A 16,485-nucleotide genomic window follows, 5' to 3' on the forward strand; every position below is an offset into this window, starting at 1 on the left:
ATTCCTTTCACAGGTGAGGCGGAAACGCCTCGGCCCGGACGGCATGCTGCATCGCCCCCGTCCCGGTGGAGGATCGACCGGAAACCGGGGCCCGGGCTCGTTTTCCGGCGCGCCGGAGGATGCCTGAGAACGCGGGAGGCAGAGGGGCGGGGCGGGCCGTCCCTATTTCACCGGGCCGAGCCGGGCGCCGGTGGCGCTGCGCAATTGCAGGGGCACCACCTCGAACACGTCGTGCGGCGTGCCGGCCGCCGCCCAGACCGAGGAGAAGCGGAACAGGTCCTCGTCCATGTAGAGGGTGACCTCGCCCGTCGCGCCGAAGGGGGAGACGCCGCCGATGGCAAAGCCCGTCGCCTCGCGCACGAAGGCCGCATCGGGGCGCGTCAGGCCCTCGCCGAGTGCCTCGCCGACCACCGCCTCGTCGACGCGGTTGTCGCCGGAGACGAGAAGCATGTAGGCCCGACCGCTTTCGGTGCCCTTGAAGACCAGCGTCTTGACGATTTCGCCGACCGAGACCGAGAGCGTCCTCGCCGCCTCCTCGGCCGAGCGCGCGGTCGTCTCGGTATGGACGATCTTCGCCTTCACGCCCTTGGCGGCGGCGTCCTCGACCACGCGGCGAACGGCCGGATGGGGGGCTTTGGGGTCGGTCTCGGTCATCGGGCGATCGTCCTCATATCCATGTCTTCGAATAAACGGTCCGCATCTTGGGTCACTTGCGCAGCCTCGCAAAGAGCCTCGGGCTGTCGAAGGCCGGCTTGCCGTTGGCGATCCAAGGCTCGAATTCGGCCCGCACGAGCCCGCGCCGTCCGGTGACGTAGAGGAGAAGGGCGGCGAGAACGCCGGCGCTCGTGATGGCGAGAAGCACCGTCAGGGCGAGCTGGGCGCCGGGCATCTCCAGACTGGCGGAGGCATGGGCGATGCGCGAGGCGTCGATGAGAATGGGGGCTGCGAGGAAATTGCCGATCGCCCGCGAGAGTTCGATCATCGCGATGACGCCGGCAAGCAGCTTCACCGGCATCGAGACGGCCGAAAACAGAAGGCCCGGGCTCACCGTCGCCCCGGCGCCGTAGCCGATGACGAAGATCGAAAGGGCAAAGAGGCCGTCGTCGGTGAGGCCCCCGAATGTCAGGAGGAGCGGTCCGGCGAGAATCGCGGCAAGACCCGACAGGACGAAGGGAAGCAGCATTCGCGTGCGGATGACGGCGGCAAAGAGACCGGCCGCGACGACGACGCCGAGGAGCTGCGGCCAGAAGGACAGCCCGAGTTCGAGGACGCCGCCTTCCTGCCCCTTGCGCAGGGTGGTCAGCAGCGAGACGCAGGTCACGAACACGCCGCCGCCGATGGTGGCGACGATCAGCCCCATCAGCGAGAAGGTGTTGAGGGCCTCGTCGATGGGCGCGAGCGGTTCGCGGGCCACGTACTGGTTGACCACGAAGGCGCAGAAACAGCCAAGGCCGGTGACGAGAAGCAGGAGGACGGCGGGCGAAAGGAGCCCCTGATAGGGGATCAGCCCGATCGCCGTGAACGGCAGGAGGGTCGCGGCAAGCGTCAGCCCGATCGCCGTCCAGTCCACGGAACGGTCCGGCTCCTTCGGCGGGCCGCCCGGCAGATGGCGGGCGGCGGCCAGGAGGGCGATGCTGCCGGTGACGGAAAAGAGCGCGAAGAACCAGCGCCAGCCGGCCCCCTCCGCCATGGCGACGACACCGCCGATGAGCGGGCCGGCCGCGACCGCGCCGAACAGGCCGAAATTGACCAGGAAGGCGCTCGTCGGGATCTTGCCGGCCGGAAACTTCTGCAGAAGCGGCGGCAGGGCGATGACGAGGAGCGCGCCGCCGGCAAAGCCGACGAGGATCTGGGCGAGGGCGAAGAGCCAGACCCCGTGCGAGGCCGAAAGGATCGCCCAGCCGAGGGTCGAGAGAGCCTGCACGGCGAGGAACAGGCTGCGCTGGGGAAAGCGGCGCACGAGGTCGCCGCCCATCAGCGCGCCGAAGGCATAGGCCCCGGTGCCGAGATAGCTCGCAAGCGAGACCGCGTCCTTCCCGGTGCCGAGCCCTCCCGAGATCGAAGGCGCGATCAGCGAGATCGCGCCTTCGGCAAAGAGGAAGGGTACGAGGGCGGCGAGCGCCGCGAACGCCGTTCCCCCATAGGAGACGCGGGCGAACAGGCGATCGGGCAGGGCGCCCTCGGGGTCGGTCTTCTGCACGCGGCGCCGGCCCTTTCGCGAAGGTCAGGTGTTCATGGAGTCGAAGAAGTCCGCATTGGTCTTCGTCGCCTTCAGCTTGTCGTTCAGGAACTCGATCGCGTCCGTGGTGCCCATCTGGGAGAGGATGCGGCGCAGGACGAAGATCTTCTGCAGGTCCGAGCGCTGGATGAGGAGGTCCTCCTTGCGCGTGCCGGACTTCAGGATGTCCATGGCCGGATAGGTCCGCTTGTCGGCGACCTTGCGGTCGAGCACGATCTCGGAATTGCCGGTGCCCTTGAACTCCTCGAAGATGACCTCGTCCATGCGGCTGCCCGTATCGATGAGGGCCGTCGCGATGATGGTGAGCGAGCCGCCTTCCTCGATATTGCGGGCCGCGCCGAAGAAGCGCTTCGGCCTCTGCAGCGCATTGGCGTCGACACCGCCGGTCAGCACCTTGCCCGAGGAGGGAACGGTGGTGTTGTAGGCTCTGCCGAGGCGGGTGATGGAATCGAGGAGAATGACCACGTCGCGGCCGTGCTCGACGAGGCGCTTGGCCTTCTCGATGACCATCTCTGCGACGGCGACATGGCGCTGCGCCGGTTCGTCGAAGGTGGAGGAGACCACCTCGCCGCGCACCGAGCGCTGCATGTCGGTCACCTCTTCCGGCCGCTCGTCGATGAGCAGGACGATGAGATAGCATTCGGGATGGTTCGCCGTGATCGAATGGGCGATGTTCTGGAGAAGAACCGTTTTACCGGTGCGCGGCGGCGCGACGATCAGCCCGCGCTGGCCCTTGCCGAGCGGGGCGACGAGGTCGATCACGCGGCCCGACATGTCCTTCTTGGAGGTCGGATCGCCGATCTCCATCTTGAAGCGCTCGTCGGGATAGAGCGGCGTCAGATTGTCGAAATGGCTCTTGTGCCGGATCTTCTCGGGATCGTCGAAATTGATCGTGTTGACCTTGAGAAGGGCGAAATAGCGCTCGCCTTCCTTCGGAGAGCGGATCGGGCCTTCGACGGTGTCGCCGGTCTTCAGCTGGAATTTCCGGATCTGGGAGGGCGAGACGTAGATGTCGTCCGGTCCCGGCAGGTAGTTGGCGTCCGGCGAGCGCAGGAAGGCGAACCCGTCCTGGAGGATCTCGACGACGCCTTCGCCGATGATTTCCTCGTCCTGGGCGGCGAGCTGCTTGAGAATCGCGAACATCAGCTCCTGCTTGCGCAGGACGGAGGCGTTCTCGACCTCGTTCTCCTCCGCGAAGGCGATGAGTTCGGGGGCGCTTTTGTTCTTAAGGTCTTGGAGTTTCATGAAACAACGCGAATGAGTTGGGAAGGGTTGAAGGCCTCGGCATCGGGATCGGCGATCGCGACCGGCTGGGGCTCGTCGGTCCGGGTTCGGGACGTGCGAGCATCGCCGTGGAGCGAGGCATGGATCCATGACCTCCGGAGCGGAGGTGGAATGCGAACTGGGAGGTGTGGCCGGGCGAAGCGCGCAGCCACGAGGAGGGACTTATCGATGCCATATAGCCGCAGGTCCGCAGTGAAGCAAGTATGGGGCAAGGATGGGCAGGGCCGGACCGGGCTTCGTTCGCGATACAGTGCCGCTTCCGGAGCCATCCGGCCCGACCGGGCCCTGGTTCGCAGCGCTCGCCCGCAAGACGGGATCTGGCGGAGTGAAACCGCGGGCTCAGACATCGTTTGCCGGGTAACGATCACGGTTGCGTGAGTTAACTGCAACCTTTCCAATCCTGGCGCGATAGGGGCATATGACCGCTCCCAGCGCACCCACACGTTCGTCCATCGAAGTTCTCGTCGTCGAGGACGAGCCGATCCTGCGGATGGATGCGGTCGATCTCGTGGAAGATGCCGGATATATGGCGCTCGAGGCGTCGAATGCCGACGAGGCGATGGAGATCCTTCGCAATCATCCGTCCATTCGGGTCCTCTTCACCGATGTCGAGATGCCCGGCAGCATGAACGGCATCGAACTGGCCGAACGGGTGCATCGCGAATTCCCGAATATGGGCATCATCGTCGTGTCCGGGCATCCGCGCATCAACAAGTCCTCGCTGCCGATCGATGTCGATTTCTTCGCCAAGCCGTATCAGGCCAAGGAATTCACGCGGACCCTGACGCGGATCGCGGAAGCCGTCTGAGGATTTTTCCGTAAGGCCCCGCGCGTTCGCGATTCCATTGCGCCTGAGGCATTCGTTCGCGATCGCCTGATCCGTCCATTCCCGAAGACGTCGGCGTTCGGGGAGGCATCGGTGCTTGGTCAGGCGATGTCCGGTTCCGTCCTTCTCACAATTTCCTGAAAACTACCGGTCGCTTATTGAAAGCGGTCGCGAACCGGGCATCTTTCCCGGAAATCCCAAGATGGAAGGATCCACTTCATGACCATGCGCTTGGCCTGCACCGCCGTTCTCGCCGTCGCTCTCGCAACCTCCGTCGGCTGCAGCCGCACCCAGCGCACCCTCGCGGGCGCCGGTATCGGCGGTGCGTCCGGCGCCGTGATCGGCGATGCGGTCGGTGGAAGCGGCGGCGCGCTCGTCGGTGCGATCGCCGGCGGTGCCGGCGGTGCCTATGTGGGCCGCAACTACTGACGAACGCGGTTTCGCGATCGATGGAACCGGGCGGTCGCTTGAGGCGACCCTCCGGTTCCAGCCGACATCAAATCGCCGGCCGGTGGCGCATCCGCCCCTGAAAGGCCGAACGAAGGAGCCCCATTCCCGCATCGGCAGGAACGGGGCTTTTTCGTGGGGCGAGGCGCCGGGTCCCGGTCCCGGCCGCCTCAGTTGCCGCGGGCGAGCTTGTTCAGCGCCTTCCATCCCGTCGTGAAGGACAGGGTGCCGACCACCGTCGAGCCGCACTTGAAAGTGTCCGTGCACTGGGTCGAGGCGTCGAGATCGGTGTCGTGGTAGCGCACGTCGAAGGAGAACGCGTCCTCGAAGGTGTAGGTCACGCCCGCATCCCAGACGAGATGGCGATCGAAGAGGCCCTTGTCGAAATCCTGATAGCCGAGCGAGCCGGAGAACTCGAAATTGTTCGGCAGGGGAACCGAGAGGCTGCCCTTGTAGAACGTGCCCGTTTCGCGGTCGTCGCCGAAATAGTTCGGCGCGTAGGCGAAGGTCGCGCCGATGGTGGCCACGTCCTCGAAGGTATAGGACACCGTGTTGAAGACCTCCGGATAGTTGAGGTCGTCATTGTCGAGATAGAAGTAGTAATAGGCCGTCACGTCGATCGACCAGGGGCCGAAGCTCGGACGATAGGCGATGAAGGGATCGAATTCCACATCCGGCTCGGGCGTGCCGAAATAGACGTTCGAGGTGAAGAAGCCCGCATGGAAATCGTAGAGCGAGGCGTCCAGCGTCGCCTGGATCGCCGGATTGCGATCGGTCTGCGAAAAGCCGCGAAGGGAGACGTAGTCGGTGGTGCCTGCGACCGTCAGGTTGAGATCGAAGGGGCTGTCCTGGATGTCCCAGCCGCGATCGGTGCCGATGGGGGCGGGGCCGGAACCGTCGGCCTGGGAACCGGGCGATTCCTGAGCCGCCGCCGGGCCGATCGCGAAACCTGCAACCGTAAGGCAGGTGGCGAGAAGCAGGGACGGATGGCGCGGAAGAGAAATCGTCATCGGTTGGGGATCCTGTGCGGGGTTCGAAGGCTACGCCCGCATGAGAGGCGATCCCGTAAGGGAATGAAACCACCGGATCCGAGGCGGAAATCATTTGTGGCAAATTTGCGACAAAGATCGTGACGAAACCGTCACAGGCTCGACCCGTTGGGCCGGGCGGCCTTGCCTGAGGTGGCAGTGCGACGATCGGCACGTGTGCAGGGGGCGATCAGCCTTGAAGAGTCGGCCCGATCCTCGCCTGCGGTTCTGAGATCGCACGGGCCCGGTCTTGCGATCGGGACCGGCGGTCGGCGTCTGCTGCCGGGTCGGACGCTGGGGGCGGGCGCCGTGGGTGGAAGCCGCCCCGGCGCCCTTGGCCTCAGCGGGTGGAGAGCGGCGAGATCTGCACCTCGACGCGGCGATTGCGGGCGCGGCCGGCTTCGGTCGCGTTGTCGGCGATCGGCTGGCTCTCGCCGTAACCCTGGGTGTTCAGGCGGTTCGGGCTGACGCCGCGGCTCGCCAGATACTGGCTGACCGAGGAGGCGCGCTGCTGGGAAAGCCTCAGATTGTAGCCGTCGCTGCCCTGGCTGTCGGTGTGGCCATAGACGTTGATGATCGTGTCGTCGAACTTCTGGAGGACGAGCCCGACCGAATCGAGGGTCGGATAGAAGGCCGGCAGGATCTGCGCCTGGTCGGTCGGGAAGGTGACGTTGGAGGGCATGTTGAGGATGATGCGGTCGCCGACGCGCGTCACCGAGACGCCGGTGCCCTGGAGCTGCTGGCGGAGCTGGGCTTCCTGATTGTCCATATAGGCGCCGATGCCGGCACCCGCGAGGCCGCCGATGCCGGCGCCGATGGCGGCGGCGGTGCCCTCGTCCTGTCCCGTGGCGCGCGCGACGAGATAGCCGCCGGCCGCGCCGAGGCCCGTTCCGAGGCCCGCTCCGCCGAGCGTGTTGGAGATCTTCATCTCGCCCGTATAGGGGTCCGTCGTGCAGCCGGCGAGGGCGACGGAAAGGGACAGGGCGACGAGAATGGTCCGGATCATGGTGTTCGAAGGCTCCAGCATGAGTAGATCTTGTCGAGCCGCGGCTTTCGACGAACGGCCTCGTGAACGCGCCATAGGAAGGACGCGTGTCGCAAATACGGCTTAGCCGCCGGCGCTGAACTCGGCCTGAACGCGTTGCCGGGCCGCAACGATCATGCGCCTCTCCATTGCCGTTCGCGAGGGGCCAGGCGATCGCCCGGCGGTAGGTGCCGGCAAGGGGTGTAAGACCGCGACACGCATCGTGACGTGCATTTTCCGGCAGCTTCTTTATCAGGAAGCGAAATGAGCCGGCGCTGCCGAGTGCTGCCGGACGATCCAACGAACCCTTCGAGAAGAGAAGTGCGTCCTCATGTGCGGCATCATCGGTATCGTCAGTTCCCGGCCTGTCGCCGAGAGGCTGGTCGACAGTCTCAAGCGGCTCGAATATCGCGGCTATGACTCGGCCGGCATCGCGGTTCTCGACGAGGGGGACCTCAAGCGGCTGCGCGCCGAGGGCAAGCTCGTCAACCTGGCCGAGAAGCTGAAGGCCGAGCCTTGCGACGGCAATATCGGCATCGGCCACACCCGCTGGGCGACCCATGGCCTGCCGAACGAGACCAATGCCCATCCGCACCAGACGGAGCGGCTCTCGCTCGTCCATAACGGGATCATCGAGAACTATCGGGACCTGCGCGCCGAACTGGAGGCCGATGGCGCGGTCTTCGAGAGCCAGACCGATACCGAGACGGTCGCCCATCTGGTGACGCGCGAACTCGGTCGCGGCCACGAGCCGCGCAAGGCCGTCCAGGAGGCCCTCGCACGGCTGGAGGGCGCCTTCTCGCTCGCTATCCTCTTCAAGGGCGAGGACAACCTCCTCATCGGCGCGCGCCGGGGCTCGCCCCTCGTCGTGGGCGAGGGGGAGGGCGAGACCTTCCTCGGCTCGGATGCCATCGCGCTGTCGCCCTTCACCGATCGCATCCGCTATCTGGAAGAGGGCGATCTCGCCGTTCTGACGCGGGAGACGATCGCGATCTTCGACGAGTTCGGCAATCCGGCCGAGCGCGTGATGAAGCGGTCGAGCGGCAAGCCGCTCTACGTGGACAAGGGCAATTACCGCCATTTCATGCTGAAGGAGATCTACGAGCAGCCCGAGGTGATCGGCCATACGCTCGGCTCCTTCGTGGACCTGACCACCGGTCGCACGCGCCTGCCGAGGGGCGCCTCGATCGACTTCTCCTCGATCGGGCGCATCGCCCTTTCGGCCTGCGGCACGGGCTATTACGCAGCGCTGGTCGGCCGCTACTACTTCGAGCGCTATGCCCGGATCGCCTGCGATCTCGACGTGGCGTCCGAGTTCCGCTACCGCGAAAGCCCGCTCGACGACGTGGATCTCGCTTTGTTCGTCTCCCAGTCGGGTGAGACCGCCGATACGCTCGCCTCTCTGCGCTATGCCAAGGAGACGGGGCTTTCGACGGCGGCGATCGTCAATGTGGACGAGTCGAGCATCGCCCGCGAGGCCGACCACGTGCTGCCGACGCTTGCCGGCCCCGAGATCGGCGTCGCCTCGACCAAGGCCTTCACCTGCCAGCTGATGGCGCTTGCCGCGCTCGCGGTCCGTGCCGGCGTCGACAGGGGCCGCATCGATGCCCGGCAGGAACTCGAGCTGACCGGCGTGCTTCAGGAGGCGCCGCGCCTCGTCAACGAGGTGCTGCATCTGGAAGAGCAGATCGCGGATCTCTCGCGCCATATGGCGACGAAGAAGCATGCGCTCTTCCTCGGGCGCGGCCTGTCCTTCCCGCTCGCGCTCGAAGGTGCCCTGAAGCTGAAGGAGATCAGCTATATCCATGCCGAAGGCTATGCCGCCGGCGAACTGAAGCACGGGCCGATCGCGCTGATCGACGATACGATGCCCGTGGTGGTGATCGCGCCCCATGATCGAAGCTTCGACAAGACCGCTTCAAACGTCCAGGAGGTCGCCGCCCGCGGCGGCGAGATCATCCTCCTGACCGATCGCAAGGGCGCTGCGGCCGGCATCGTCGACGATGCGCACACCATCGTCCTGCCCGACATGCCCGAGATCCTGACGCCGATCGTCTATTCGGTTCCGCTCCAGCTGCTCGCCTACCACACGGCCGTCCAGATGGGCACGGATGTGGACCAGCCGCGCAATCTGGCGAAATCCGTCACGGTGGAGTGATGCCGGCGGACACGTGAAAGCATCGCTTTCGAATGTTCGCTGGCAGCACGAGCGGCGTCTGAGCCTCTTGCCGGGTGTGGATCGACCCGCGGGCAATTCGCTCGTCCGGCGGTATCGAGCATGATGCCGAGAAATCGGATGACGTTTCGGACGAGGTCATCCGGCGGGACGACGACCCGGAGCGACGCGGTCGATCGGGCTCGTCGCATCTTGCGCCGGGCCCCGGCCGGGATCAGCTCCCGCTTGGCCAGCGGCGGGCACCGGCACCCGCGCCCGCGGGAACCAGCGCGGGCTTTGCGACCTTCTTGCGGGCGAGCTGGCGCGAGGTGACAGGCACGCCGCGATAGAGCTGCTTGACGGCCTCCACCATCACGACCCCGGCAAAGACGGGCCAGGCTGTGCGTCCGAGGCGCTCCAGCGGGGTCGTCACGGAGAGGAGCGCGCGGCGGCGGAAGGGCGGAAAGAACAGGGCTTCGGAAAAGGTCGCGGGCGTGAACATCGCCCCGCGCAGGAGCCGCTGCAACTGGCCGCGCGACCAGGGGCGACCCGAGCCGAAGGGCGTGTGTTCGAACCGCGCCCAGACCCCGCGCCGGTTCGGCGCGACGATGATCACCCGGCCGCCGGGTGCGAGGACGCGCCAGATCTCCTCCATGAAGGCCTCCGGGCTCTCGGCGAATTCGAGACCGTGGACGATCAGCATCCGGTCGATCGAGGCGTCTCCGAGAGGCAGGTTCTCGAGGCCGACGAGCGCCGTCAGCGAGGCCGATCCGTGCGGCCAGCACGCCGCTCCCTGGGGCGCGGGCATGAAGGACAGGGCGCGCTCGGCATCGACGGCGAACCGGTCGAGAAACGGCGTGCCATAGCCGATGGCGACGAGCCGCTCCTCCGAGATCGGCGCCCAGATCGGCGTCAAAGCGAGGGAGATCGCCCGAGCGGCCTGCACTCCGAGCGGGCTGGCGTAGAAATCGCGCAGGTCGATGATGTCGGCGTTCGTGATCGGACCCTTCCTCGCTGCGCGGTTGAAAGCGCGTAAGGGTATGGCGCAGGCGGCAGGAGGTCGCAAGCCGCCCGCCTGTCTTTGGGGCAGGGCGCGTATCGGGTGAGGATGCGGGATGGGCCGCAGACGAGGACTTGGGACATGCGAGACGGGGCCGTCGTGGAGCCGTACTCCCTGTTCGGCGGATGCGGTGCTTCGCCCGTGCGGACGCATCATGCCTTGGCAGGCCCGGCCCGGCGCTTATCTGCGTCGAAACCATGATTCAGCCCACGGGAGCCAGACGCCATGTCCGAGATCGAGATCCGCCAGTTCGGATGCCGCAGCGACAATTTCGGCGTGCTCGTCCATCGCGGCGAGACGACGATTTCGATCGATGCACCCGAGGAGAAGCCGATCCTCGACGCCCTGTCTGAAGCCGGATGGACGCTCACCCACATCCTAACCACCCATCATCATCGCGATCATGTGGACGCGAACGAGGCTCTGAAGGCGAGGTTCGGCGCGAAGATCATCGGCCCGAAGGAGGAAGCCTCGAAGATCCCCGGCCTCGACGAAGCGGTGGGCGGCGGCGCGCGGCTCGATATCGGCGGGATCGAGGTGGAGGTCATCGACACCCCGGGACATACGCTGGGCGAGGTCTCCTATTACCTGCCCGAGGCAAAGGCGCTGTTTGCGGCCGATGCCCTCTTCTCCCTCGGCTGCGGCCGTCTGTTCGAGGGCGATCCGGCGATGATGTGGGATTCACTGAAGCGCCTGCGCGAACTGCCCGACGACACCATGCTCTATTGCGGCCACGAATATACGGCGACGAATGTTCGCTGCGCCTTGGCGCTCGACCCGGACAATCTTCTGCTCAAGGAACGGGCCACCGAGGTCGAGCATCTGCGCGCGGCCGGCAAGCCGACCCTGCCGGTCGAACTCGGCCGCGAGAAGAGGACGAACCCGTTCCTGCGGGCGGACGACGCGGAGTTCCAGAAGGCCGTCGGCATGGAAGGGGAGGACCCGGTCGCCGTCTTCGCCCATGCCCGCAAGACCCGCGACGGATACTGATCGCCGTGAACGCGGAGGTTCGTGCGATCATCGAGAGGCTCGGGCTCGAGCGCCATCCCGAAGGCGGCTGGTATCGCGAGACCTTTCGCGACACGGCGACGGACGATGCGGGCCGGGCCCGCTCGACCTCGATCTACTATCTTCTCGAGGCCGGTGAGACCTCCGAATGGCACCGGGTGCGCGATGCCGCCGAGGTCTGGCATTATTATCGCGGCGCGCCGCTCGTCATCACGGTCTCACCCGACGGCCACGATGCGTCCGCCCACCATGTCGGCCCCGATCTCGAACGCGGTCAGAGGCCGCAATTCGTGGTGCCGGCCAATTGGTGGCAGACCTCGACCAGTCTCGGGGTCTACACCCTGGTCGGCTGCACCGTCGCGCCGGGCTTCAGCTTCGAGAGCTTCGAGATGGCCCCGCCCGACTGGCGCCCGATGCCGCGCCCGGCCTCGGGACGATAGCGGTTCGGCGGCGCCGGTGCGTTGTCCGGCACTGACGATGCCGCCGTCCCGCAGGGCCTTGTCGGCGTCCGGTCTTGCGAGGCGACGATCCGGTGGTCAGGCCGGCGCGGTCTCGAAGGTCTCTTCGAAGACGTTTCCGTCCGTATCGGTCGCCCGAACCTCGAACGGCTTCTCGGTCTCGCCCGAATAGTTGAAGCGGAAGCTCGGATCCTCGGAGATGGAGATCCCGCCCGTCATGGTGAACAGGGTCTTTCCATCGCGCGAGACGTCGATCTCGTCGATGAAATGGGCCGGAATGTAGAGAAGGGTCACCTGATCCTTCTGGAGGCCCGAATTGTTCGGATGGCGGATCTGAAGCTGGGCCTCGCGCTTGTCGCTCTCGCCTTCCACGGCGCCGAAGCTGCGCAGCTTCATCTTGCCCATCTCGCGCGCCGCAACGTCCGGGTCCTTGGCGGCGGGCGCCGCACAGCCGCCGGCCGCCTTCACGAAGCGCTTCGTGACGAAGAGATTGCCCGAGGCATCCTCCGCGACGACATGCACGTCGGTATAGGCGTTGACGCGCACCCGCGTCGACAGTTCGGTGAGACCCGAGCCTTCGGCGATCTTGAAGGTTGCGGCCACCGGCGAGGGGTTCTCGTCGATGACGAGCGTCACCTTGCGGATGTCCTTCGTCGGATCGAGACTGATCGTCATCGGCACGACGGCGGGATCGGCGGCGCGGTTCGGCGCGTCGAGGGAAACGACGTCGGTTCCCGCCTGGAGCTGCCGGTCGCCGAAGAGATCGCTCTTTAGATATTCGGTCCAGGCCGAATCCGGGGCTTCGGCCGAGGCCGTCTGCGTTTTCGCGGGGTCCTTCGCCGGTGTTTCGGCGAGGCCCAAGGCCGGCCACAGCAAGGCCGTGCCGGCAAGAAGGGTCGCTGCGAGCGCGGATCTGCCCGTTGCACGGACGAGCGCGATGCGCCTGCCGATTGCGCTGTCGTCGGTTCTCATCATGATGAAACGATCCTCCCGATCGGTTGCCGGACTTTCGCCGGCGGCCCTCCCGCCGATCCGTGCGAAAACCTCATGCGTGACTTGTCATCAATGTGGCTCATCGCCCGGCGCCCCGCAAGACGCATGGCGGCCGGGCGCTCCCCTCACTCCCATTCGAGTTCGGCGAAGGCCGAGGTCGCGTTGCGCCGCCGATAGTCGTCGGCGAGCGCGAAGCTGGCCGCCTCCTTCGCGCCGGCCGTCTCGGCCGTATCCTGAAGCCGATCGCCCCTCGCGATGGCCGCGCGAACGTCCCGGGCGAGGGCCTCCAGATAGGCGGTCTGCGGCTCGATCGCGCCCGGCCAGGGAGCCTCGACCGGTCCATGGCCGGGAACCACCCGTTCCGCATCCACGGCTCTCAGGGCTTCGGTCTGGCCGAGCCAGCCCAGAAGGCTGCCGTCGAGCACCGGAATATGCTCCATGAAGAGAAGATCGCCGGCAAAGAGCGTCCGCGTCTTGCGGTCGAAGACGGTGAGATCGTTGTCGGTATGGGCGGTCTCCCAGGCCCTCAGCACGATCTCGCGGCCACCGAGGTCGATCACCTTCTCCTCGCCGACGGGCACGCCCTCGCTGGGTCCGGTGATCGTCACCCTTGCGATCTCCTCGTCTCCGAGCTGTTCGGCCATCGACATCGCATAGGACTCCGCCCGCGCGGCGAGGGCGGGCGCCAGGCGCTCGTGGCCGATGATGGTGGCGCCCTCGGCCTTGAAGACCTGATTGCCGAAGACGTGGTCGGGGTGCATGTGCGTGTCGATCAGATAGGCGATCGGCTTGTCGGTGATCCGGCGAAGGGCCGCGAGCGCGGCCTCGCCCACCGAGACGCTTCCGCCCGAATCGATCACGGCGACGCTCTCGTCGCCCACGATGAAGCCGAGATTGGCGATGTCCCCGCGATTGTCCGGCGTCGTCTCCTCCACCAGGCCGTGATGGACGTAGACGCCGGGTGCGATCTGCGTGAAGAAGGGCTTGCCGTCCTCAGCCTGCGCCGGGACGGCGAGGAGAAGCGCCGCGAATAAAGCGAGGGTGCTTCTCCACGAGACCGGCCGCCGCGTCGCGGCTGCCGCGATTGTGAACTTCGTCATGCTCCGGCTCCCGTCTATGGCTTCGAAGCCGCCCCGATCTCGAAGGTGCGGCGATTTGGCTCCGCGCCGGTCTTCGCTCGTGCGAAAGCTGCGATGGGGCGCATCCGGCGTCGAGGGCCGGGTCTCCTGCGAATCGCAAGGATCACATCCGATCGCCTCGACCCCCGAACCCAGACCCTTGGCGCCTCGCGCGACCGGCAGCGCATCGATTCGGATCCCCGTCGCGAGCCCGGTCCTCGAGACCGTTCGTCTCCGCCATTGTCGCTCGGGCCGGGCTGCGACCAATACGACTTTGGTCTTAAGGGGCGCGAAGAAAGATGCTTAACGAACTCAATATCCTATGAGATTTCGAAGCTATTTCTGGCATCCTCGACTTCGGAAATCCCGATTTGCTGGCGTCGGACCCGACTTATGCTGCACCGCAACAGGAAAAAGTCCCGTTTTCGGCTTGCGTCCGGCGAAATCCGCAACTAGCATCAGTTGCATGGTTTCCGGCTTCAAAAGTCGCAGCGTGTTGGGAGCACAGCGACTTTTCGAAGGCCTCGGTAGGGTAAATGATCAACGGTGCCCACCAAGACCCCTAACGGCGGTCGTGACACGCTGCCGGAAACCGTCCCCACTCATCGCCGGTCAAGGCATGGCCGCGTCCTTCGGACACAAGGTTCGTCGTTCGCGTTCGGTTGAGGTCCGGCTTCGGTTCCTTTGGGAGGACACTCGATGCTCAGAACGTTTACCAGGGCTGCTCTTGCTTCCGGCCTGATCCTGGCTGCCGGCGGCTATGCCAGCGCCAGCTCGTCGCTTCAGGAGGCTGCGAGCAATCCCGCTCAGTGGGTGATGCCGACGGGCGACTACGCCAATCAGCGTTATTCCAAGCTCGACAAGATCAACAAGGACAATGTCGGGTCCATGGTTCCGGCCTGGACCTTCTCGACCGGCGTTCTTCGCGGCCACGAGGGCAATCCGCTCGTCGTCGGCGACACGATGTATGTCCATACGCCGTTCCCGAACATCGTCTATGCGCTCGACCTCAACAATGACGGCGTCATCAAGTGGCGCTACGAGCCCAAGCAGGACCCGAACGTCATTCCGGTGATGTGCTGCGACACCGTGAACCGCGGCGTCGCCTATGCTCCGGGCGAGGGCGACACGCCGCCCATGATCATCCTGCACCAGGCCGACACCTCCGTCGTCGCCCTCAACGCCGATACCGGCGAGCAGATCTGGTCGGTCCAGAACGGCGATCCGTCGAAGGGCGAGACCGGAACGGCCGCTCCGATGGTCGTCAAGGACAAGGTGTATGTCGGCATCTCCGGCGGTGAGTTCGGCGTTCGCGGTTCGCTGACCGCCTACAACCTGTCGGACGGCAAGCAGGCATGGCGCGCCTATTCCACCGGTCCTGACGACGAAATGCTGATGGATCCCGAGAAGACCATGTCGCTCGGCAAGCCGGTCGGCAAGGACTCCTCGCTGAACACCTGGGAAGGTGACCAGTGGCAGATCGGCGGCGGCACCACCTGGGGCTGGTTCGCCTACGATCCGGACCTGAACCTCGTCTATTACGGCACCGGCAACCCGTCGACCTGGAACCCCTCGCAGCGTCCGGGCGACAACAAGTGGTCGATGACCATCATGGCCCGCGATGCCGACACCGGCATGGCCAAGTGGGTCTACCAGATGACCCCGCACGACGAGTGGGACTTCGACGGCGTCAACGAGATGATCCTCGCGGACATCCCGGTGAACGGCGAGGATCGCAAGGCTCTGGTCCACTTCGACCGGAACGGCTTCGCCTACACCCTGGACCGCGAGACCGGCGAACTGCTGGTCGCCAAGAAGTACGATCCGGCGGTCAACTGGGCGACGGAAGTCGTCATGGACAAGAACTCCGATCAGTACGGACGTCCGCAGGTCGTGGCCGAGTACTCGACCGAGCAGAACGGCGAAGACGTGAACACGACCGGCATCTGCCCGGCCGCTCTCGGAACCAAGGACCAGCAGCCCGCGTCGTTCTCGCCGAAGACCGGCCTGTTCTACGTGCCGACCAACCACGTCTGCATGGACTACGAGCCGTTCCGCGTCGCCTACACGGCCGGACAGCCCTATGTCGGCGCGACGCTCTCGATGTATCCGGCTCCGAACAGCCATGGCGGCATGGGCAACTTCATTGCCTGGGACGCCGGCACGGGTGAGATCAAGTGGTCGCTGCCCGAGCAGTTCTCGGTGTGGTCGGGTGCTCTGGCAACCGCCGGTGACGTGGTCTTCTACGGCACCCTCGAGGGTTACCTGAAGGCGGTCGACGCCCAGACGGGCGACGAGCTCTACTCCTTCAAGACCCCGTCGGGCATCATCGGCAACGTGATGACCTACGAGAACCAGGGCAAGCAGTATGTCGGTATCCTGTCGGGTATCGGCGGCTGGGCCGGCATCGGCCTCGCAGCCGGCCTCACCGATCCGAACGCCGGTCTCGGCGCGGTCGGCGGCTATGCGGCTCTGTCGAACTACACGGCTCTCGGCGGTCAGCTGACCGTCTTCACCGTGCCCGACCAGACCGCTTCGGCAGCGCCTGCCTCGACCTCGGCTTCGTCTTCGGGCGACGCCGCTTCGGGCAGCACGACCGGACAGTCGAACTAAAGCACGGGACATCGCCGGTCCGCACGATCGCGGCCGGCGGGTTTTCCAAGGCCTCATGAAGGCCGCGTCCCGGAAGGGGCGCGGCCTTCAGCCGGTCTCCGTCCGCCGCCTCGCATTCGTCGCGAAGGCTGAGGACGGGAAGACCGACAGCCGATGACGTGCCGGGACGGGCATGGCGTTCAAGGGCCGCTCAGGGAGCGGCGACTTTCGAGAAGACTGGGGATGTGGCCGC

Annotated in this window: 14 protein-coding genes; 6 read left to right on the plus strand and 8 right to left on the minus strand. The window is 66.0% G+C overall.

Going from position 1 to position 16,485, the window contains the following annotated elements; translation table 11 throughout:
• Positions 1 to 162 precede the first annotated feature (162 nt).
• Genes DYI37_RS15150 through rho form a run of 3 tightly spaced genes read right to left on the minus strand, consistent with a single transcriptional unit; the run spans position 163 to position 3,484 of the window.
• Positions 163 to 654, minus strand: a complete 492-nt coding sequence (locus DYI37_RS15150) for a YbaK/EbsC family protein (RefSeq protein ID WP_116684106.1) — start codon at positions 652 to 654, stop codon at positions 163 to 165.
• Positions 655 to 706: 52 nt separating this feature from the next.
• Positions 707 to 2,200 (minus strand): MFS transporter, encoded by a 1,494-nt coding sequence (locus tag DYI37_RS15155; protein ID WP_116684107.1) that lies wholly within the window; start codon positions 2,198 to 2,200, stop codon positions 707 to 709.
• Between the two features lie 24 nt (positions 2,201 to 2,224).
• Positions 2,225 to 3,484, minus strand: coding sequence for a transcription termination factor Rho (rho, locus tag DYI37_RS15160; RefSeq protein ID WP_116684108.1), 1,260 nt, complete (start codon positions 3,482 to 3,484; stop codon positions 2,225 to 2,227).
• 457 nt (positions 3,485 to 3,941) lie between these two features.
• Between rho and DYI37_RS15165 the strand changes: the two genes are divergently transcribed.
• Positions 3,942 to 4,331: a response regulator gene (locus tag DYI37_RS15165; protein WP_116684109.1), complete on the plus strand. Its 390-nt coding sequence runs from the start codon at positions 3,942 to 3,944 to the stop codon at positions 4,329 to 4,331.
• A gap of 237 nt (positions 4,332 to 4,568) precedes the next feature.
• The gene (locus DYI37_RS15170) at positions 4,569 to 4,778 is read left to right on the plus strand and encodes a YMGG-like glycine zipper-containing protein (RefSeq protein ID WP_199520173.1); all 210 of its coding nucleotides are present in this window, start codon (positions 4,569 to 4,571) and stop codon (positions 4,776 to 4,778) included.
• A gap of 188 nt (positions 4,779 to 4,966) precedes the next feature.
• On the opposite strand, the gene DYI37_RS15175 is transcribed toward DYI37_RS15170, so the two are convergent.
• Complete coding sequence (locus tag DYI37_RS15175; RefSeq protein WP_116684110.1) at positions 4,967 to 5,806, minus strand: TorF family putative porin; 840 nt, start codon at positions 5,804 to 5,806, stop codon at positions 4,967 to 4,969.
• 358 nt (positions 5,807 to 6,164) lie between these two features.
• Positions 6,165 to 6,830, minus strand: coding sequence for a YiaD family glycine zipper/OmpA-like lipoprotein (locus tag DYI37_RS15180; RefSeq protein ID WP_116684221.1), 666 nt, complete (start codon positions 6,828 to 6,830; stop codon positions 6,165 to 6,167).
• Positions 6,831 to 7,179: 349 nt separating this feature from the next.
• Between DYI37_RS15180 and glmS the strand changes: the two genes are divergently transcribed.
• Positions 7,180 to 9,006: a glutamine--fructose-6-phosphate transaminase (isomerizing) gene (glmS, locus tag DYI37_RS15185; protein ID WP_116684111.1), complete on the plus strand. Its 1,827-nt coding sequence runs from the start codon at positions 7,180 to 7,182 to the stop codon at positions 9,004 to 9,006.
• A gap of 232 nt (positions 9,007 to 9,238) precedes the next feature.
• On the opposite strand, the gene DYI37_RS15190 is transcribed toward glmS, so the two are convergent.
• Positions 9,239 to 10,003: a class I SAM-dependent methyltransferase gene (locus DYI37_RS15190; protein WP_116684222.1), complete on the minus strand. Its 765-nt coding sequence runs from the start codon at positions 10,001 to 10,003 to the stop codon at positions 9,239 to 9,241.
• A 285-nt stretch (positions 10,004 to 10,288) separates the two neighbouring features.
• Between DYI37_RS15190 and gloB the strand changes: the two genes are divergently transcribed.
• Together gloB and DYI37_RS15200 are read left to right on the plus strand one after the other, a co-directional pair.
• A complete protein-coding gene (gene gloB / locus DYI37_RS15195; RefSeq protein WP_116684112.1) occupies positions 10,289 to 11,053 on the plus strand; it encodes a hydroxyacylglutathione hydrolase in 765 nt (254 codons plus the stop codon).
• Positions 11,054 to 11,058: 5 nt separating this feature from the next.
• Positions 11,059 to 11,511 (plus strand): cupin domain-containing protein, encoded by a 453-nt coding sequence (locus DYI37_RS15200; RefSeq protein ID WP_116684113.1) that lies wholly within the window; start codon positions 11,059 to 11,061, stop codon positions 11,509 to 11,511.
• A gap of 96 nt (positions 11,512 to 11,607) precedes the next feature.
• Here DYI37_RS15200 and DYI37_RS15205 read toward each other — a convergent pair whose 3' ends face one another.
• Both DYI37_RS15205 and DYI37_RS15210 read right to left on the minus strand, forming a co-directional pair.
• Positions 11,608 to 12,504 (minus strand): quinoprotein dehydrogenase-associated SoxYZ-like carrier, encoded by an 897-nt coding sequence (locus DYI37_RS15205; RefSeq protein WP_245413945.1) that lies wholly within the window; start codon positions 12,502 to 12,504, stop codon positions 11,608 to 11,610.
• Positions 12,505 to 12,647: 143 nt separating this feature from the next.
• Complete coding sequence (locus DYI37_RS15210; RefSeq protein WP_116684114.1) at positions 12,648 to 13,622, minus strand: quinoprotein relay system zinc metallohydrolase 2; 975 nt, start codon at positions 13,620 to 13,622, stop codon at positions 12,648 to 12,650.
• Positions 13,623 to 14,339: 717 nt separating this feature from the next.
• On the opposite strand from DYI37_RS15210, the gene DYI37_RS15215 reads away from it, so the two are divergent.
• Positions 14,340 to 16,253 carry a methanol/ethanol family PQQ-dependent dehydrogenase gene (locus tag DYI37_RS15215; RefSeq protein WP_116684115.1) on the plus strand — a complete coding sequence of 638 codons (1,914 nt, stop codon included), beginning with the start codon at positions 14,340 to 14,342 and terminating at the stop codon, positions 16,251 to 16,253.
• The last annotated feature ends 232 nt before the right edge of the window (positions 16,254 to 16,485 follow it).

Source organism: Fulvimarina endophytica (assembly GCF_003403015.1).
Classification (GTDB): domain Bacteria; phylum Pseudomonadota; class Alphaproteobacteria; order Rhizobiales; family Rhizobiaceae; genus Fulvimarina; species Fulvimarina endophytica.